Origin of the sequence: Devosia sp. BK, assembly GCF_032907385.1 — a bacterium.
Lineage (GTDB): Bacteria > Pseudomonadota > Alphaproteobacteria > Rhizobiales > Devosiaceae > Devosia.
The window spans coordinates 298,973-316,652 of the sequence record NZ_JAIMBX010000002.1 but is presented as its reverse complement, the minus strand read 5'-3'; the positions used below and the strand labels follow the sequence as shown (position 1 = coordinate 316,652).

At 59.9% G+C, this 17,680-nt stretch carries 19 protein-coding genes; 11 read left to right on the top strand and 8 right to left on the bottom strand.

The window, feature by feature from the left end; genetic code table 11:
* Nucleotides 1-35: 35 nt before the first annotated feature.
* Complete coding sequence (locus DevBK_RS13460; RefSeq protein WP_062630584.1) at nt 36-500, top strand: TerB family tellurite resistance protein; 465 nt, start codon at nt 36-38, stop codon at nt 498-500.
* Here the strand turns inward: DevBK_RS13460 and DevBK_RS13455 are convergent.
* Nucleotides 494-1,042: a hypothetical protein gene (locus DevBK_RS13455; protein ID WP_061908445.1), complete on the bottom strand. Its 549-nt coding sequence runs from the start codon at nt 1,040-1,042 to the stop codon at nt 494-496. The genes DevBK_RS13460 and DevBK_RS13455 overlap by 7 nt on opposite strands.
* 208 nt (nt 1,043-1,250) lie before the next feature.
* Between DevBK_RS13455 and ppa the strand changes: the two genes are divergently transcribed.
* From ppa to DevBK_RS13440, 3 genes are all read left to right on the top strand, one after another.
* Nucleotides 1,251-1,784, top strand: coding sequence for an inorganic diphosphatase (ppa, locus tag DevBK_RS13450; protein ID WP_317185824.1), 534 nt, complete (start codon nt 1,251-1,253; stop codon nt 1,782-1,784).
* 229 nt (nt 1,785-2,013) lie between these two features.
* The gene (locus tag DevBK_RS13445; RefSeq protein WP_317185823.1) at nt 2,014-2,451 is read left to right on the top strand and encodes a MarR family winged helix-turn-helix transcriptional regulator; all 438 of its coding nucleotides are present in this window, start codon (nt 2,014-2,016) and stop codon (nt 2,449-2,451) included.
* A gap of 95 nt (nt 2,452-2,546) precedes the next feature.
* Nucleotides 2,547-3,173 carry a GDSL-type esterase/lipase family protein gene (locus DevBK_RS13440; protein WP_317185822.1) on the top strand — a complete coding sequence of 209 codons (627 nt, stop codon included), beginning with the start codon at nt 2,547-2,549 and terminating at the stop codon, nt 3,171-3,173.
* Nucleotides 3,174-3,246: 73 nt separating this feature from the next.
* On the opposite strand, the gene DevBK_RS13435 is transcribed toward DevBK_RS13440, so the two are convergent.
* Entirely contained in the window at nt 3,247-3,879 is a 633-nt protein-coding gene (locus DevBK_RS13435) for an NAD(P)H-dependent oxidoreductase (protein ID WP_317185821.1), read from the bottom strand.
* 486 nt (nt 3,880-4,365) lie between these two features.
* On the opposite strand from DevBK_RS13435, the gene typA reads away from it, so the two are divergent.
* The 5 genes from typA (at nt 4,366) to DevBK_RS13410 (ending at nt 10,097) form a co-directional block, all read left to right on the top strand.
* On the top strand, nt 4,366-6,180 hold the full coding sequence (gene typA, locus DevBK_RS13430; RefSeq protein WP_062630700.1) for a translational GTPase TypA: 1,815 nt from the start codon (nt 4,366-4,368) through the stop codon (nt 6,178-6,180).
* Between the two features lie 86 nt (nt 6,181-6,266).
* Nucleotides 6,267-6,875 carry a DedA family protein gene (locus DevBK_RS13425; protein ID WP_061908440.1) on the top strand — a complete coding sequence of 203 codons (609 nt, stop codon included), beginning with the start codon at nt 6,267-6,269 and terminating at the stop codon, nt 6,873-6,875.
* A 285-nt stretch (nt 6,876-7,160) separates the two neighbouring features.
* Nucleotides 7,161-7,463: a YggT family protein gene (locus tag DevBK_RS13420; RefSeq protein ID WP_061908439.1), complete on the top strand. Its 303-nt coding sequence runs from the start codon at nt 7,161-7,163 to the stop codon at nt 7,461-7,463.
* A 28-nt stretch (nt 7,464-7,491) separates the two neighbouring features.
* Nucleotides 7,492-7,764, top strand: coding sequence for a DUF167 family protein (locus tag DevBK_RS13415; RefSeq protein ID WP_317185820.1), 273 nt, complete (start codon nt 7,492-7,494; stop codon nt 7,762-7,764).
* A gap of 191 nt (nt 7,765-7,955) precedes the next feature.
* Entirely contained in the window at nt 7,956-10,097 is a 2,142-nt protein-coding gene (locus DevBK_RS13410) for a sodium-translocating pyrophosphatase (protein ID WP_317185819.1), read from the top strand.
* Nucleotides 10,098-10,336: 239 nt separating this feature from the next.
* Here DevBK_RS13410 and DevBK_RS13405 read toward each other — a convergent pair whose 3' ends face one another.
* From DevBK_RS13405 to DevBK_RS13395, 3 genes are all read right to left on the bottom strand, one after another.
* Nucleotides 10,337-11,248, bottom strand: coding sequence for a DUF3800 domain-containing protein (locus DevBK_RS13405; protein ID WP_317185818.1), 912 nt, complete (start codon nt 11,246-11,248; stop codon nt 10,337-10,339).
* A 502-nt stretch (nt 11,249-11,750) separates the two neighbouring features.
* Complete coding sequence (locus DevBK_RS13400) at nt 11,751-13,868, bottom strand: EAL domain-containing protein (protein WP_062630589.1); 2,118 nt, start codon at nt 13,866-13,868, stop codon at nt 11,751-11,753.
* 106 nt (nt 13,869-13,974) lie between these two features.
* Nucleotides 13,975-14,595, bottom strand: coding sequence for a phosphotransferase-like protein (locus tag DevBK_RS13395; protein ID WP_317185817.1), 621 nt, complete (start codon nt 14,593-14,595; stop codon nt 13,975-13,977).
* 117 nt (nt 14,596-14,712) lie between these two features.
* Here DevBK_RS13395 and DevBK_RS13390 point away from each other — a divergent pair, with 117 nt between their 5' ends.
* Both DevBK_RS13390 and DevBK_RS13385 read left to right on the top strand, forming a co-directional pair.
* Complete coding sequence (locus DevBK_RS13390) at nt 14,713-15,360, top strand: LysE family translocator (RefSeq protein WP_061908433.1); 648 nt, start codon at nt 14,713-14,715, stop codon at nt 15,358-15,360.
* A complete protein-coding gene (locus DevBK_RS13385; protein ID WP_317185816.1) occupies nt 15,357-16,220 on the top strand; it encodes a 23S rRNA (adenine(2030)-N(6))-methyltransferase RlmJ in 864 nt (287 codons plus the stop codon). Before DevBK_RS13390 ends, DevBK_RS13385 begins: the two co-directional genes overlap by 4 nt.
* A 6-nt stretch (nt 16,221-16,226) precedes the next feature.
* Here the strand turns inward: DevBK_RS13385 and DevBK_RS13380 are convergent, their stop codons facing one another.
* From DevBK_RS13380 to DevBK_RS13370, 3 genes are read right to left on the bottom strand one after another with little or no spacing between them, the layout of a single operon-like run.
* Nucleotides 16,227-16,760: a DsbE family thiol:disulfide interchange protein gene (locus DevBK_RS13380; protein ID WP_317185815.1), complete on the bottom strand. Its 534-nt coding sequence runs from the start codon at nt 16,758-16,760 to the stop codon at nt 16,227-16,229.
* Between the two features lie 3 nt (nt 16,761-16,763).
* Complete coding sequence (gene ccmD, locus DevBK_RS13375) at nt 16,764-16,916, bottom strand: heme exporter protein CcmD (RefSeq protein WP_317185814.1); 153 nt, start codon at nt 16,914-16,916, stop codon at nt 16,764-16,766.
* Nucleotides 16,913-17,674 (bottom strand): heme ABC transporter permease, encoded by a 762-nt coding sequence (locus DevBK_RS13370; protein WP_317185813.1) that lies wholly within the window; start codon nt 17,672-17,674, stop codon nt 16,913-16,915. The genes ccmD and DevBK_RS13370 overlap by 4 nt, the downstream gene beginning before the upstream one ends.
* Nucleotides 17,675-17,680 lie beyond the last annotated feature (6 nt).

The window sequence follows — 17,680 nt, the reverse complement described above, 5'->3', positions numbered from 1 at the left end:
CCTGATTCTTTTTCCCCGGCAAGAGGCGTGCTGCCATGTTCGAGGCCCTGACCCGTCTGTTTGGCAAGACCGAGCAATCGTCGGACCCCAATGATCCAAAGCTCTCAGTCGCCGCGCTTCTCGTGCATCTGGCGGCGGTCGATGGCTCGATGAAGGATGAGGAGCGCCAGGTCATTCGTGGCGCCTTGATGGATCACTATGATCTCGACGAGCCAAACGTCGATCGGCTGATCAAACAGGCCGCCTTGCGCGATGCCGAGGCGGTGGATTTTTATCACTTCACCTCGGGCATTACCCGCTTATCGATGGAAGACCGGATCGAGATCATCCGCATGATGTGGACCGTGGTCTTTGCCGACAAAGAGAATCACGAGCTTGAAGACAATATGGTCTGGCGCATCGCCGAATTGATCGGCGTGTCGAGCCGCGACCGCACCGTGCTGCGCAACCAGGTCCGCGGGCAGAAAAAGGCCGAGACCGAGGATGAATCCGCTCAATAGGCGGTAAACTTGCCGATCACTTCGGGCTCGTCGGTGGCGCAGTTGAAGTCGCCGGCCTTGTCGGCTGCGGCCCGCGCCAGTTCATTGGCATTGGGATTGGCCAGCGCATCGACATAGGCGATGTGACAGGAATTGCCTTCGGCGATCTGGGTCACGGCCAGGACCTGACCCTTGTCTTCTCCGGTCACCGTATCGGCCGTGCTGTAGCGTACGATGGTGGCGATGGGGAAAAAGTAACCCTTGGCATTGGAAAGGCGCCATTCGAGCTTGTTGCCGAGATTGTTGAAGGGCGGCAGGGTTTGCGCGCCGTTCGAACTTTCATCGGGGTTGAACCCATAGCCGATGGAAAAGCGCAGATCCCCTTCCTGCACTTTTACCGGAAACCCCTTATAGCCCGGACAGGCCCAGCTCGCGCCAAAGTCGTCGGCTTCGAGCACGAGGCATTGGTCGATATCGAGATCGGTATAGGCGCTGGTCATGCCCGATTGGGCAAAAGCGGGGCTGGCGCAGAGCGTCAGGGCGAGCAGAAGGGGATACCGCATTGGATCAAGCGTCCTCGTTGGCCTTGGCCGCTACATTGACCCAACCATTGTGCGCAAAACAAGATGAACCCGGCCTGAGCGCTTTTCCCGTTTACCCCAAGCGGGGGAAGCCTTCGCCTTGGCAGTTTTCCGGCTTGCCTTTGCCCGCCTTTGTCGGGCAGAACCCCACTCGTTCAGCTTTCCCCCGACGAACCGGACATTCAGCCAAATGAACATCGACGCCATTCCGACCGGCAAGAACGTGCCCGACGACCTCAATGTCATCATCGAAGTCCCCTTGGGCGGCGAGCCGATCAAGTATGAAATCGACAAGGATAGCGGCGCACTGTTCGTCGATCGCTTCCTTTATACGCCGATGCGTTACCCCGGCAATTACGGCTTCGTGCCCCATACGCTTTGCGGCGATGGCGATCCGCTCGACGTCATCGTGATGAATTCGCGCCCCCTCGTGCCCGGTGCCGTGGTGCGCTCGCGCCCGGTCGGCGTCTTGTTCATGGAAGACGATGGCGGCCAGGACGAAAAGATCATTGCCGTCCCGGTCAGCAAGCTCACGCGCATGTATGACAACATCAAGGACATCGAGGATTTCCCCGAAATCCAGCTTGAGCGCGTGAAGCATTTCTTTACCCACTACAAGGATCTCGAGCCCGGCAAGTGGGCCAAGATCGACCGGATCGGCAACCTCGCCGATGCGCGCAAAGTGATCCTCGACTCCATCGAGATGGCCAAGACCTCCAAATAATTTTTGCAATTTGGGCGGGGCTTTGGTCCCGCCCCTTTTGTTTGGTCACCACCATCACCACACACTCGCATGTCACCCCGGCCTTGAGCCGGGGCCCATCCCGAGATCTCAAGATGGATCCCGGCTCAAGGCCGGGATGACAGCCACTGTCGCACTATCCACCCCTCGCATGCGCTTGCCCAAATCAGCCTCTCGCGCCTAAATGGCAAAAATCCTGAGTAGGCTCAGTATGTCACAACGCAGTGTCGTCGATCAACTTAGCTGGGCCGCCCGTCTTTTGACGCGCGAACGCGAAATCATGCTCGCGCCGATCGGGCTCAATCCCGCCTATGTGCCCGTGCTCCTCGCGCTCTCGTCAGGCGGCGCGCATACGCCAAAGGCGCTGTCCCAGGCCGCTGAAGTCGAGCAGCCCACCATGACCGCCACCATCCAGCGCATGGAGCGCGATGGCCTCGTCACCCGCAAAGCCAATCCCGACGATGGCCGCAGCGCCCTCATCGCCCTGACCCAAAAGGGCTATGACCACATCGCCGACATGGACCGGGCCCTCGGCGCCCTCAACGAATTGTTGCTAGAACAATTCACCACCGCCGAGCGCGGACAATTTCTGGAACTGCTGAGCCGCGTGGTCGCCGTGCTGGAGGTCCAAACGGGCCGGGCGGGGTAGGGGCGAGCGCATCCTTTCGGGACAAGCATTAGACATATAATGCCCGCAAAGCAGCGATTGGATGTGTCGCTCATCCTCTCCCATTGGGATTGCACGTGTACGAGGTTCTGGCTTTCGGCGACAGCCTGACACGGGGTGCAAACCCCGGTGCTGGGCAGAGGCATAGATTTGAAGACAGATGGCCAAACGTTCTTCAAGCCGGTCTGGATGGGTTTGCCCATGTCAGTGCCAACGGCCTGGGTGGCAGAACGACTGCCTACGATGATCCAGAAGGCGGCGTGTCACTTAATGGATCAAAGGCTTTGCCTGCATTATTAGCTGACCACTCATCCCTAAATCTAACCATGATCATGCTTGGGGCCAATGACTTGAAGCCCTCCATACACGGTTATGCAGAAGGTGTGGCGGCAGGCGTCGAGGCGCTGATCGACATTGTTCAGGGCAGCCGATCTTCCAAGACCACACTGGTTATATCCCCTCCAAACTTTGTGGCTTCACCAAATTTTGGAGGGCAACCTAGAGGTGGTCGGTCGATCGCGGAGTCCCGGCGCGTCGCTCCAATGTTGGAAATCATATCCCGGAGACGAGAAGTAGCATTCTTCGATGCTGCGACAGTTGCGTTTGCATCCACTGTCGATGGTGTTCATCTCGATAGTGAAAACACTCGAGCCTTAGGCATGGCCCTGATACCGATTGTGCGGAATTTACTTTCGGCTCAATGACGCAAATCTGACGCCCGAATTACAATCCAAAAACAATCACCCTCATGCAGAGCACGAGGGTGATGCGTGGGGATCAGGCGAGTTCAGTTACGAAATTTTCGGTCGGGCGGCGGATCTTTTTAAGCCCGAGAAGCCAGTCACCTTCTTCGGCGCGATAGCCGAGCGGCAGGATGCAGACCGAGCGCAGGCCCTGTCCGGAAAGGCCGAGGATTTCGTCGAATTGGGCGGGGTCAAAGCCTTCCATCGGCGTCGCATCCACGCCTTCGAAAGCGGCCTGCGCGATCGACATGCCAAAGCCGATATAGGCCTGGCGCGCGGCGTGCTCGAAATTGGTCTGGGCATCGCGCGGCACATATGTCGCCTTGAGGCGCTCATAATAGGCGCTGAGGGTGTCGCTGCTCGCGCCGCGCTCGGCGACGGTCAGCGCCAGCATCTGGTCGATGCGCTCGGCGGTGTAATTATCCCAGGCGGCGAACACCAGAACGGCGGAGCCGTCGGTCAACTGCGCCTGGTCATAGGCGGCAGCGCGCAGTTTGGCGCGCACTTCGGGATTGGTCACGACGATGACCTGGAACGGCTGCAGGCCGCTCGAGGTAGGGGCAAGGCGCGCCGCTTCGACGATGCGGTCGACCTTGTCGGCAGCGACGGTCTTGGACGCATCCATCTTCTTGGTGGCATAGCGCCAGTTCAGTTTTTCAAGCAACATTTATCAAATTCCTAGAACGCGCGGCGCCGAACAGGCCTCGGAGGAAGGCATCTGCAGGCAACCGCACGCCGCTACTTAGGGATCGCCATCCCAACGGCAAGAAGGCACCAAAAGCATACCGCTAGAGGCCAAACCGGTTCAGGGAGCATGGTTCAAAAGCGCTCTTCCACGTGCCCGCCAATGATGGCTCTGGCGGCAAACATCCGGCAGAAAGGCTGATTCCTCGGGCTTTTTACGAAGAATGGCGGTGGAATTTTCGCGTCATCAGCTCAGGGGCGCGACGCCGCTGATGAGCCTCAACCCGCCCATTCCCCGCGCGCGCATTCCGGCCCTGCACCGGGAGCGCTTGTGAAAGGCGCGCTTTTTCTATATGGACCGCAGCGAAATGCGCCAGTTTGCCCTTTATGCAGCTGGCGCTTCCTGTTTCCCGCATGATTTGGCCGTTCGCCTCGCTGCCGCTGGACCATGCCCAACGCCCCGGTGCCCATGTCCCTGCGCAATATTGCCATCATCGCTCACGTTGACCACGGTAAGACGACCCTGATCGACGTTCTTCTCAAGCAGTCCGGTTCTTTCCGCGAAAACGAGCGCGTTGAAGAACGCGCCATGGACAGCAACGATATCGAGCGTGAGCGCGGTATCACCATTCTTGCCAAGGTGACCTCGCTCCTTTGGAAAGATACCCGCATCAATATCGTCGATACACCCGGCCACGCCGACTTCGGCGGTGAAGTCGAGCGTATCCTCTCCATGGTCGATGGCGTGGTCATCCTCGTCGACGCCGCCGAAGGCCCGATGCCGCAGACCAAGTTTGTGCTCGGCAAGGCGCTGGCCCAGGGCCTGCGCCCGATCGTTGCCATCAACAAGATCGACAAGTCCGACGAGCGCCACCTCGAAGTGCTCGAAGAAATCTTCGATCTCTTCATCGCTCTCGATGCGTCGCCAGAACAGCTCGATTTCCCGGTGCTTTATGGTTCGGCCAAGCAGGGCTGGATGGCTATGGAGCCAGAAGGTCCGAAGGAAAATCTTGGGCCGCTCCTCGACAAGGTTATCGAACACGTGCCAGAGCCCAGCGTCGAAGAAGGCGCGTTCCGCATGCTGGTCACGACCATCGAGCGCAACCCGTTCCTCGGCCGCATTCTGACCGGTCGCATCACCTCGGGCACCGTCAAGGCCAACGACCCGATCCACACGCTCAACCGTGAAGGCAAGGAAGTCGAAAAGGGCCGCGTTTCCAAGGTTCTCGCCTTCCGTGGCCTCGAACGCACTCCGGTCGATATCGGCGAAGCCGGCGACATCGTCGCTATTGCCGGTCTTGTCACCTCGACCGTGGCCGATACGCTTTGCGCCACCTCGGTGACGAAGCCCATCGCTGCCAAGCCGATCGATCCCCCGACCCTCTCGGTCACCTTCCGCATCAATGACGGCCCGCTGGCCGGCCGCGAAGGCGACAAGGTGCAGTCCCGCGTTATCCGCGAACGCCTGATGCGCGAAGCCGAAGGCAATGTCGCCATCAAGGTGACCCCGGGCGACGACAACGACAGCTATGACGTTGCCGGCCGCGGCGAACTTCAGCTCGCCGTTCTCATCGAAAACATGCGTCGCGAAGGCTTTGAGCTGACCATCGGTCGTCCAAAGGTCCTGATGCAGGATATCGATGGCGTCCGTCACGAGCCGATCGAAGAAGTCATCATCGACGTCGATGACGAGTTCACCGGCGCCGTCGTGCAGAAGCTCACCGAGCGCAAGGGCGAACTGACCGATATGCGTCCGTCCGGCGTTGGCCGTACCCGCATCCAGCTGCTAGTCCCGACCCGTTCGCTGATCGGCTACCAGCCTGAACTGCTCTCGGACACCCGCGGCACGGCCATCTTCAACCGGCTGTTCCACTCCTTCGTCCCGTTCAAGGGCGAACTGCCCGGCCGTCGCACCGGCGTGCTGATCTCTAACGGCACCGGCCAGTCCGTTGCCTTCGCGCTCTGGAATCTCGAAGATCGCGGCCCGATCATGATCGACGCTGGCGTCGACATCTATGAAGGCATGATCGTCGGCGAGCATTCTCGTGAGAACGACCTCGAGGTCAACGCGCTCAAGGGCAAGCAGCTCACCAATATCCGCACGACCTCCAAGGACGAAGCGGTGCGCCTGACGACCCCGAAGAAGCTGACCCTCGAACAGTCGCTCGGCTATATCGCCGAAGACGAATATGTCGAAGTGACGCCCAAATCGATCCGCTTGCGCAAGATCTGGCTCGATCCAAACGATCGCAAGCGCATGAGCCGCGCCTCGAAGTCGGCCTGATTGTTCAAGGGCCCCGCGGAAACGCCGGGGCCCTTTTTTTGCCCCTCACATCCTCTAACTGGCCTGAAACCCAAGGAGATTGCCGCATGACCGATTGGATTATCCAGACCATTTCCGAGCTCGGATATTTGGGGATATTCCTCGTCATGCTGGCTGAATCGATCTTTCCGCCGATCCCCTCGGAGCTGATCATTCCCTTTGCCGGTTTTGCCGCCGCCAATGGCGATCTCAACCTTTTCGGCGTGCTGTTCACCGCGACCCTCGGCGCCGTCGTCGGCATGTTGCCCTGGTATTATGCCGGGCGCATTTTCGGCCTTGAGCGGGTCCGAACCCTCGCCGATCGCTTTGGCCGCGTCATGGCCTTCAATGCCGATGAGATCGATGTTGCCGTCAAATGGTTCACCCGCTTTGGCCCCATTATCGTGCTCTTTGGCCGCCTCATCCCCTTGATCCGCACGCTGATTTCCATTCCTGCCGGCCTTTCGCGCATGAGCCTGCCGGTCTTTCTCCTCGCCTCGACCACCGGCGCCTTGATCTGGAACACCTTCCTCACCCTTTCGGGCTATATCCTCCACGAACATTACGACGCCATCGAAGTCGTGCTCGATCCCCTGAGCTATATCGTCCTCGGTCTCGTCGTCGTGCTCTACCTCGTCAAGGTCGCGACCTGGAAGCCAAGCCGCGCGCGCGTCTGAATTCGCATTTTGCAAAGCCGCTTCGCAATTTGCGAGGCGCGCCTCCTCGCAAAAAGCCAATATTCATAAGACCTTAATATCTGACCCCGGTTTTGCTGGCCCCGCCATCTGGCACGCTTCGTGCAATAGAGTGGGCATCCGGATCCTCGTACTGCTTACCGGATAGTCAGTCATTTGGGCCCTGCATCGCTTGCCCGGTGCGGGGCTCTGACTTTTGAGGGGGCGCCCTTGTGAGTCGGGGACTAACCCACTAGATAAATCGGACCTTTTCTCGCGGAGACGCCAATGCGCGCCGTTCTCGATATCATCCTGATCCTCCTCCAGCTCTATTGGTGGGTCCTGCTCATCATGATCATCATGAGCTGGCTGATTTCGTTCAACGTCATCAATACCCGCAACCAGTTCGTCGAAGCGGTCTGGCGCGTGCTCAATCAGATGACGGACCCGGTGCTCCGGCCAATCCGCCGCATGCTGCCCAATTTCTCGGGCCTTGACCTCTCTCCGCTGGTCGCCTTCCTCCTGATCTTCTTCATCCAGTCGATCATCGGATACTATATCTATCCCGCCGTGGTTCGTGCCGGCATCTAGCCCCTTTCGTCCGACGCCGGAGGGATTTTTGCTATCTCTCCGCGTCACGCCCAATGCCGGGCGCGATTGCCTGGACGGCATCGAACAGCGCGATGATGGCACTGCCGTCCTCCGCCTCCGCGTGTCGGCCGTGCCCGACAAAGGCAAGGCCAACGCCGCGGTCCTCGCGCTCCTCGCCAAATCCCTCGGCATTCCCAAATCTAGCCTCACCCTGGTCAGTGGCGAACTTTCGCGCTTCAAGACCGTGAGTGTGGTCGGAGACATCGACATTCTGGTCTCGCACTTCAGCACTCTCGGATAGGGCCCAGAAGCGCCCGCGACAAACCGTCACACTTTCCAATTGCTTAACTCCCCAATCGCGCTAAGCTGACCCTTGGGAGGAGGTCCGCCGGAGGGCGGTTGCGGACCGGACACGGGGCAAAGCAAAATCCCCAAAAGAGCTGGCCAAGGCCGCGGCGGGTCTCGAATCTTATCATTCGAGGAACGTGTTTCATGGATCTGGCACTTTGGCTGATCGTCGCCTGCGGCGGTCTGTCTATCGTTTATGGCGTCGTCACCACCCAAAGCCTTCTCAAGGCTGATGCTGGTTCGGCGCGTATGCAGGAAATCTCCGCCGCCGTGCGCGAAGGCGCTTCGGCTTATCTCAAACGCCAATATACCACTATCGCCATTGTCGGCGTGGTCATCCTGATTGCCGCCTGGCTCCTGCTTGGCGTCCATGCCGCCATCGGCTTTCTGATCGGTGCCGTGCTTTCCGGCGCCGCTGGTTTTATCGGCATGAATGTCTCGGTCCGCGCCAATGTGCGCGTCGCCCAGGCTGCCATTTCCTCGCTCGGCAAGGGGCTCGATCTCGCCTTCAAGTCCGGCGCCGTCACGGGCCTGCTCGTTGCCGGTCTCGGCCTCTTGGGCGTCACGCTCTACTTCATTATCCTCACAGCCATGGGCAATGCGCCCACCAGCCGCGTGGTCATCGATTCCCTCGTCGCTCTCTCCTTCGGCGCTTCGCTGATTTCCATCTTTGCCCGTCTCGGCGGCGGCATCTTCACCAAGGGTGCAGACGTCGGCGGCGATATGGTGGGCAAGGTCGAAGCCGGCATTCCCGAGGACGATCCGCGCAACCCGGCCACCATCGCCGACAATGTGGGTGACAATGTCGGCGATTGCGCCGGCATGGCCGCCGATCTCTTCGAAACCTATGTGGTGACCATCGTCGCGACCATGGTTCTTGCCGCGATCATCCTGCCCGAGGCCCTAAAACTCACTGGCATGGTGCTGCCCCTCGCCATCAGTGGCGCCTGCGTCATCACCTCGATCATCGGCACCTATTTCGTCAAATTGGGCGCCGACAACAACATCATGGGCGCGCTCTATAAGGGCGTCATCGCCACCGGTGTCTTGTCGCTCGTCGTGCTGCTGCCGGTTCTCTGGCTCCTTTTCGGCGATATGAACCTCTCTATCGAAACGGCGGCAAAAACCTTTACGCCCTGGAGCCTCTTCTGGTGCGGGGTCACCGGCCTCGTCATCACCGGGCTGATCATCGTCATCACCGAATATTACACCGGCACCAATCGGCGCCCGGTCAATTCCATCGCCGAAGCCTCGGTCACCGGCCATGGCACCAATGTCATCCAGGGCCTTGCCGTGTCGCTGGAATCGACGGCCCTTCCGGCCCTCGTCATCATCGCCGGCATCATCGTCACCTTCTCGCTCGCCGGGCTCTTCGGCATCGCGGTGGCGGTGGCCACCATGCTGGCTCTCGCCGGCATCATCGTTGCGCTCGATGCCTTCGGCCCGGTCACCGACAATGCCGGCGGCATCGCCGAAATGGCCGGTCTCGACAAGGAAGTGCGCCACAATACCGACGCGCTCGATGCGGTGGGCAATACGACCAAGGCCGTCACCAAGGGCTATGCCATCGGCTCGGCCGGTCTCGGGGCCCTCGTGCTCTTTGCCGCCTATACCCAGGACCTGATCTATTTCTCGTCCCTGCCCGATGCCCCGGCCATCTTTGCCGGCATGGGCTCGCTCACCTTCTCGCTGGCCGACCCCTATGTCGTCGTCGGCCTCCTCTTTGGTGGTCTCCTGCCATTCCTCTTTGGCGGCATGTCGATGACCGCGGTGGGCCGCGCCGCCCAATCGGTCGTCGTCGAAGTGCGCCGCCAGTTCAAGGAAAAGCCGGGCATCATGGCCGGCACCGACAAGCCCGATTATGGCCGGGCCGTCGATATGCTCACCAAGGCCGCGATACGGGAAATGATCGTCCCCTCGCTCCTGCCGGTGCTTTCGCCGATCCTCGTTTTCGTCATCATCAACTGGATAGCCGGCCCCGCCGCTGGCTTCTCGGCCCTCGGCGCCATGCTCATGGGTGTCATCGTCACCGGCCTCTTCGTCGCCATCTCCATGACCGCCGGCGGCGGCGCCTGGGACAATGCCAAGAAGAGTTTTGAGGACGGCTTTACCGACAGCCACGGCGTCAAACATTTCAAAGGCTCAGACGCCCACAAAGCCTCCGTCACCGGCGACACCGTCGGCGACCCCTACAAGGACACGGCCGGCCCGGCCGTCAATCCCATGATCAAGATCACGAATATCGTGGCATTGCTGCTGTTGGCCGTGCTCGCGCATATGAGCTGACGAGACGTAGTCTCGACTGAATTGAAGAAGGCCCGGGAGCAATCCCGAGCCTTCTTCATATTTATGAGTCACTTCAATAGCTTAGTCAATATATCTCAACTTATTGAATCTATTGATTTTTTCAACATGGCAGATAAGATGGTGGAGGTGGTTCGCTGGGCATACCCGGGCTGATGGTATTGAGCCCATTGGCGTTTGTGCGGCACGCTTGGCACGTAGGCTGGGCTAACGGCGGCAAATTAGACGGATCCAGGTTCCACCACTTTACTTTGCCACCATTGCGACGGATAGCCGTAGAATTTCAAGATTTCACGTTGGTTGGCTGGTACGTCAAACTGGTCGAGCGTTTTCCAACTAGGCATTAATTTCACGCCATATCCAGCAACTTGGTTGGTTCCTGGTGCCTTGGCCATCTTCGGCTTCAATAGTTTAGCGAACTGCGGATCGCACGCGCGCGTGTCGTGAACGTCGACAGCCTTGAAGAAGGCGCTAGCGACTATATCGGGTAACTTGAGCCCGGCGCGCTCACGGTGGTTGTACACCTTGAAGAGACTTCTATGTATAACGCCGAAATCCACAGTACCCCAAGGCAGGTATAACGGAATTTTCCCGCCTACACTCTTGATGTTGATCCACTCGTAATATGCGCTCATCTGACTGTAGCTGAGACCGCCACGTTCGCTAAATTCCAGCTTAACTCGTCGCTTCTCTCCAAATTTCCTGACAGAGGTAGCCGCGACAAAATGAGTGACCCGCTCGAGCAGCACTCGGGTCAGCCAGCAGTAAAACCAGTTGTCTGAAGGAATCTGCGCCGCATACGGGTTCTGGTACCCTTGCATATTCTGCTTGTTTGAAATGACCGAGAATAGTCGAACGCGCTTTTGTGCCAGCAAGGAGCAAAGAAGTGCCTTCTTAGAGGGATTTAGTTTCTGGAAATGAATGTCTGTCAACTGACGGCTGTTCATAGCCGCCATCATTTCCTCAATCCAATCCTTGATTGAGTCCTCAAGATCAGCGGGGACCAAAGCGGCCGATATTATGAGCCACTCACTCGAACCATTTTCAGATCTGGGCTTAACTCGATTTAGACCGGGATCTCCAGATTCATCGATGTAGGCCACGTAATCATACTGAGTACTGTTGTGCGACATCAAACTACGCCAACATTGGTTCGGGGCGTAAGTCAATAAGTGAGAAAAGACTTATCCCCGCCCCCTCCATCCCGTTCTAAAATCCAAGCCATTCCCCGCACGGGACGGAGTCGAGACGGACGGCTGCGGGGATGCTGATCGCGCGGGACCGTAACCGCGTGGGTTCTGGGATTGGCCGCCACGCGACGAGCGATCAAAGTGGCGCTGTGAATCCTGTCCAAAAAGTCAGCGCCCCGAGGCGGTTTCGTCTCATTTTTTTTTCAATCACTCAGGGGCGCAGGCGCCTCGGGGCCCGTTCCAAATGCACAAACCTGACGCGGTGACGCGGGCAGGGTAGGGGCGTTGGAGTTCATACGGGAGCGGTTCACCCACTCGCCGCGTCATTCCCGCGAAAGCGGGAATCTCGCCTTCGGAAAAAGGGATTCCCGCTTTCGCGGGAATGACGCCATGGCTCCGCAAAGCCTGGAGTCGACCAGCCCAAAAGCCCAAGAAGCCCAAAAAACTAAGAGGCCTTGGCGATTTCCACCGCGGTGTGCAGCAAATCGAGCAGGTCTTCGCCGGAAACCGGGGGCGAGAACAGATAGCCCTGCACTTCGGAGACGCCGTGGGCGCGGACGAGGCTGAGTTGCTCTTCGGTCTCGACGCCCTCGGCGGTGGTCGACATCCCAAGCGATTGGCCGAGGCCGATGACGGCGCGGATGATGGCCTGGCTATCGGCGCGGCTCGCGAGATCGCGCATGAAGGAGCGGTCGATCTTGATCTTGTCGAAGGGAAAACTGCGCAGATACGAGAGAGAAGAATAGCCGGTGCCGAAGTCGTCCATGCAGATGCGGACGCCCATGGCGCGCAATTCGTGCAGCGCCTTGAGCGTCGATTCGCTATCGCCGAGCAGCAGGCTTTCGGTGATCTCGAGTTCGAGCCGGGCCGGATCGAGCTTGGCCCCCGTCAGCGCGCGGCGCACCTGGGCCACGAGATCACGCTGGCGGAATTGTACCGGCGAGAGATTGACGGCGACGCGCACATGGCCCGGCCAGGTCGCGGCGGCGGCGCAGGCTTCGTTGAGCACCCATTGACCGATGGCGGCGATCAGCCCTGTTTCCTCGGCCACGGGGATGAATTCAGTCGGCGAAACCGTGCGCCCCTCAAAATCCCAGCGCAGCAGCGCCTCGACGCAGGTGATCTGGTTTTCGCGCAGGCCCAGGAGCGGCTGATAGACGAGACGGAATTCGTCCCGGCCGAGCGCCATGCGCAGCCCGGCTTCGATCAGGCGGCGCTGCTGCAGTTCGGCATCCATGCCGGCTTCGAAGAAATGATAGGTCGAGCGGCCTTCGCTCTTGGCCTTATAGAGCGCGAGGTCGGCATTCTTGACCAGCGTATCGGTATCGAGACCGTCGCCCGGGCCCACGGCAATGCCGACACTGGCGCCGATTTCGATCTGCTGGCCCTTGATGTTCATGGGCGCGCCCATGGCCTTGATGATCCGATCGGCCACCCGGGCCGCCGCATCGGCGCTGTCGATCGGCTGCAGCAGCAGCGCAAATTCGTCGCCGCCGAGCCGGGCGAGCAGATCGCTTTCGCGCGTCGTGCCCCAGAGCCGCACGGCCGCCTGCTTGATCACCTCGTCGCCCACGGCATGGCCGAGCGTATCGTTGACGGCTTTGAAATGGTCGAGATCGATATAGAGCACGGCCGCCATTTCGCCGCGCTGCAGGCCCGCCTCGGTGCGCGCCATCTGCTCCAAAAATTCGATGCGATTGGGCAGGTCGGTCAAGGCATCGTGCCGCGCCAGATGGTGGATGCGCGCTTCGTTCTGCCGCTGCTCGGTAATGTCCTCATGGGTCGAAACCCAGCCGCCATCCTTCATCGGATGGTGCTGCATCAGGATGATGCGGTTGTTCAGTTCGTGGATGTTCTTGCCATATTCGTTCTTGGCAATCACCTCGCGGCGCCAGGTGATGTAATCCTCGCGGCTGCCGCTGCCGCCCGCGCTCATGCCTTCGTCGAACAGGTGCCCGAGAATGACTTCAAGCTGCGTACCGGGGCGAAGATAGCTGATCGGCAGATTGTAGATGCGGGCATAGGGCTCGTTGCAGATCACGAGGCGCCCTTTGGCGTCCATCATGCACAGCCCGATGGGAATGTTATTCACGGCCGCATCGAGCCGGATATTCTGGCGCTCGAGTTCGAGCTTGCGCTTCTGCACCGTTTCGGACTGGAGGAGTTCGTCAGTGATGTCTTCGTGGGTCACTACCCAACCGAGATTCTCGGTATAGACATGGGCGGTTTCGACGATCCGCCCGCCATGCACTTCCTCATGGTTTTTGCTGCGCGCGCCGCTACGATTGGCCAGAAGCTCGCTCGAATAGCTTTCATAAAAGGCGTCGGGGCTCTGGCCGGGATGGTTGCCCAGCTTGTGGGAGAGATGGACCACCTCTTCGAGCGTCATGCCCTTCTGGATGGCGTTCGCCGAAAAGCCGTAGAATTCGCGATAATGCTTGTTCCACATGACGAGGCGGAACTGCGGCGACCAGACGCAAAAGCCATAGGGGATGTTTTCGAGCGCAGCATCGAGCAGCAAGGCGTCGGCAACGGCCGCTGCATTGATGTCCACACCCACCATCGAGTCCCCCACTCACGGCCCAAACATGACGTTTGGTGAAGCTAATCATCGCCGCTTAACGCGGACTTAAATCGATGACACGAAGACTTTTTGGGCCGTCATATGTTCAGACTGTGCTAAGCCGCGTCAAGGCCGGAACTGCTGGCGGGTCTTTAAGGAGTGCGGCAATGCGCGCCGCGCCGTCCTCGGGCGTCAATGCGCCCATGTCGAGCCGCAGGTCATAGTCCCGGCCTTCATGCACGGCCCTCTGCCAGCGAAGCACGGGTGGCGGTGGGGTTTCTCCACCTAGATAGGTCCCGCCGATCGAATGGGGCGCAGCATTGCGCCGGCGCATGATTTCTTCGATTGGACAGTCGATGCCGATGAAAAGCGGGTGCAGGGCCCCAAGTCTTCGGGCCGCCCGAGGCAAAATGCCGAGTGGGGTCGAATAATCCTCGTGCATGCCGAGGTCGGCTATGATGTCGAACCCGGCGTCTGCCGAGGTGCCAATGGTGTCGAAGAGCAGTTCATAAAGCCGCACGACAGTAGGCTCGAGATCGGGCCGTTCGCCGCCTGGCCTGAGGCCAATGCCGGGCAGGAGATGGGGCGGCAGGCTCGCCATCTGGCTATCGACGCCAAGATTGAGCCAGGTGCCGGGCACATCTTTCTGGATCGCCCGGACCAGCGAGGATTTCCCCGAACGCGGCGCGCCGTTGAGAATGACGATTTTTGGGATGCGGTCGCTCATGGCATGGTTCTAGGCGATATTGCCTTGGTGTGCAGCCCGATTTCCCACGCGTTTCGGCGAAGGCTGTTCAGCCTCTCGCGTTAGTGCGATAGGGAAAGCAGAAAAACCGAGCGCGCCATGCCCAGCTTCGTCCCCGATCTCTCCGTGATTTTGACCTTCGCCCTTGCGGGTTTCGTCCTTGCGGTAACGCCTGGACCAGATATGGCGCTCTTTGTGTCGCGGACGATGAATTTTGGCCGCGCCCACGGCTTTGCCGCCGTCCTTGGCACCAGCACGGGCATTGCGGTCCACACCGCCCTCGTCGCCTTCGGCATTTCGGTGCTGATCGTCGCCGCGCCTGCCGCCTTTTGGGCGCTGAAAATCGTTGGCGCGCTCTATCTCGTCTGGCTCGCCATCCAGGCCATTCGCTCGGGCGGTGGCCTCCTCGTCCCCAAGGCTGGCGGCAAAACTCCGAGCCTGATCCAGAGCTATTTTACCGGCCTTGCCATCAATCTCACCAATCCCAAGGTGGCGCTGTTTTTCGTAACCTTCCTGCCGCAGTTCATCTCGGCAGATGATCCAGCGGCGGCGAGCAAGCTCCTCTTCCTCGGCGTTGAATTCATCGTTGTCTCGCTGCCGGTGGTCATCGCCACAGTGCTCTTTGCCGAATGGCTGACGCGGACGCTGCGCGACAATATCTGGGTGTCGCGGGCGCTCAACTGGAGCTTTGCCACCGTGTTCCTAGCCTTCGCCGCCACCATACTCCTCGCCGAGGGCCGCAAGTGAATTACCGCCACGTCTTTCACGCCGGCAATTTTGCCGATGTGGTCAAGCACATCATCCTTACCCGCATCCTGACCTATTTGATGCGCAAGGATGCGCCGTTTCGCGTCATCGACACCCATGCCGGGGTCGGGCTCTATGACCTCAGAGGTCCGGCTGCGGCCAAGACCGGCGAATGGGTCGATGGCATTGGCCGACTGATGGGCCGCAAACTGCCCGATGACGCCAGCGCGCTTCTCGCGCCCTATCTCGACGCGATCCGCGCCCAGAATGCCGATGGCAATCTGCGGTTCTATCCCGGCTCCCCGCTGATCACGCGCACACTGCTCCGTCCGCAAGACCGGCTGATGGCGCTCGAACTGCATCCACAGGATGTCGATATCCTGCGCGAAAATTTTGCGGGCGATTTTCAGGTCCGCGTCACCCATGTCGATGGCTGGCAGGCACTCGGTACGCATCTGCCGCCCAAGGAAAAGCGCGGCCTCGTTCTCATCGATCCTCCCTTCGAAGAGCGCGGCGAGTTCGCCCGCATGGTCGAAAGCCTGATCAAGGCGCACAAGCGCTGGCCCGGCGGGCTTTACGCGCTCTGGTACCCGATCAAGGACCCAGAGGATGTCGCCGATTTCGTCGATATGCTCGCGGAATCAGGCATTCCGAAAATCCTGCGGCTCGAGTTGAAAATCCGCGCCGCCTCCCTGCCGCCGCGTCTTCACGGCACAGGCATGATCATCGTCAACCCACCCTTCGTGCTCGAAGAGGAAATGCGGGTGCTCATGCCGCTCTTGGCCGAAGTGCTCAGCGACGAGCAGCGTGGAAGCTGGAAAGTGGATCACTGGCGAATAAAGGACACTATGGCGCCATAAGAGCGTTTAGAGCCGCGCCTTTTCGAGCGCCGGCATCACTTCGCGCTCAATCGATTCCGCGCTCAGCGGTCCGACATGCTTGAAAACGATGGTGCCGTTCCTGTCGACGATGAATGTCTCCGGCACGCCATAGACACCCCAATCGATCGATACGCGCCGGTCGCGATCCGCTCCTATGGCGTCATAGGGATTACCAAGTTCAGCGAGAAACGCTCGCGCATTCTCCGGCGCATCGGAATGATTGATGCCAAAGAGCCTGACGCCGGTCTCCGCCTTCAGCGCTTCGAGCAGCGGATGTTCGTCGCGGCAGGGGATGCACCACGAGGCGAAAACGTTGACGAGCGTCGGCTCGCCCTTGAGCGAAGCGGTGTCGAAACCTGGCACAGTCATCCCGTCGACCGCCGCAAGACTGAACTGCGGCGCCGGCTTATCGATCAGCACCGAGCGTACTAGGTTCGGGTCGCGATCCATCGACATGGCGAAAACGCCGATCAGTCCGACGAGCAGCAGGAGCGGGACGGCGAAGAGAAATTTTTTCATGTCTCAAGCGTCCGCCCTGGTGTCGCCGAGCTCGGAGAGCCGGCGCTTGGTGGCGCGGGCGGAAAACACCGTCCAGCCGATGAGCGCAGAGACGCCCAAGAACACCCCGATATAGGCGGAGATGATGAATTCGGCATGTTCGCCAAGACCGATCATCGAAACTCTCCCCGTGCGGCGCGGCGTTCGAGCGTCGCGATGCGACGGCGGCGCACTTCGGTATGCATGGCGGTGAATTGCAGGGTGATGAAGAGGAAGGTGAAGGCGAAGAACATGACGAAAAGCGGCGTCAGGATCGAGCCGGGCATAGTCGGGCCATCGGGCCGCAAGACGCTCGCCGGCTGATGCAGCGTCGACCACCAATCAACCGAGAATTTGATGATCGGAATGTTGACCGCGCCGACAAGGGTAAAGACCGCGACGACACGCGCAGCGCGGAGTTGGTCGTCAAAGGCGCGCCAAAGCGCAACGATACCGAGATAGATGAAAAGGAGGACCAGCGTCGACGTCATCCGCCCGTCCCATTCCCAGAATGTGCCCCAGGTCGGGCGGCCCCAGAGCGAGCCGGTAAAAAGCGCCATGGCGGTAAAGGCGGCGCCGAGTGGGGCAGCGGTCTTCATCGACACATCGGCCATGGGGTGGCGCCAGACGAGCGAACCGATCGCCGAGACGGCCATGGTGGCATAGACGAATTGGCTGAGCCAGGCGGTCGGCACATGCACATACATGATGCGCACAGTGTCCCCCATCTGATAGTCGGCCGGCGAATTGAAGAAGGCGAACCAGAGCCCAGCGGCAAAGAGCAGGGCGGTCAGCGCCGTCAGCGGCAGAATGAGGGGCTTGGTGAGGATGACGAACTGGCCGGGATGGGCCAATCGGTTCCACCAGCTCATCTTGGGGGTCGTATCGATGCTCATGCCTAC

Bases quoted from the DNA above. Each gene is read 5' to 3' on its own strand.
- DevBK_RS13460 (WP_062630584.1), top strand. From the start codon at position 36: ATGTTCGAGGCCCTGACCCGTCTGTTTGGCAAGACCGAGCAATCGTCG.
- DevBK_RS13455 (WP_061908445.1), bottom strand. From the start codon at position 1,042: ATGCGGTATCCCCTTCTGCTCGCCCTGACGCTCTGCGCCAGCCCCGCT.
- ppa (WP_317185824.1), top strand. From the start codon at position 1,251: ATGAACATCGACGCCATTCCGACCGGCAAGAACGTGCCCGACGACCTC.
- DevBK_RS13445 (WP_317185823.1), top strand. From the start codon at position 2,014: ATGTCACAACGCAGTGTCGTCGATCAACTTAGCTGGGCCGCCCGTCTT.
- DevBK_RS13435 (WP_317185821.1), bottom strand. From the start codon at position 3,879: ATGTTGCTTGAAAAACTGAACTGGCGCTATGCCACCAAGAAGATGGAT.
- typA (WP_062630700.1), top strand. From the start codon at position 4,366: ATGTCCCTGCGCAATATTGCCATCATCGCTCACGTTGACCACGGTAAG.
- DevBK_RS13425 (WP_061908440.1), top strand. From the start codon at position 6,267: ATGACCGATTGGATTATCCAGACCATTTCCGAGCTCGGATATTTGGGG.
- DevBK_RS13420 (WP_061908439.1), top strand. From the start codon at position 7,161: ATGCGCGCCGTTCTCGATATCATCCTGATCCTCCTCCAGCTCTATTGG.
- DevBK_RS13410 (WP_317185819.1), top strand. From the start codon at position 7,956: ATGGATCTGGCACTTTGGCTGATCGTCGCCTGCGGCGGTCTGTCTATC.
- DevBK_RS13405 (WP_317185818.1), bottom strand. From the start codon at position 11,248: ATGTCGCACAACAGTACTCAGTATGATTACGTGGCCTACATCGATGAA.
- DevBK_RS13400 (WP_062630589.1), bottom strand. From the start codon at position 13,868: ATGGTGGGTGTGGACATCAATGCAGCGGCCGTTGCCGACGCCTTGCTG.
- DevBK_RS13395 (WP_317185817.1), bottom strand. From the start codon at position 14,595: ATGAGCGACCGCATCCCAAAAATCGTCATTCTCAACGGCGCGCCGCGT.
- DevBK_RS13390 (WP_061908433.1), top strand. From the start codon at position 14,713: ATGCCCAGCTTCGTCCCCGATCTCTCCGTGATTTTGACCTTCGCCCTT.
- DevBK_RS13380 (WP_317185815.1), bottom strand. From the start codon at position 16,760: ATGAAAAAATTTCTCTTCGCCGTCCCGCTCCTGCTGCTCGTCGGACTG.
- ccmD (WP_317185814.1), bottom strand. From the start codon at position 16,916: ATGATCGGTCTTGGCGAACATGCCGAATTCATCATCTCCGCCTATATC.
- DevBK_RS13370 (WP_317185813.1), bottom strand. From the start codon at position 17,674: ATGAGCATCGATACGACCCCCAAGATGAGCTGGTGGAACCGATTGGCC.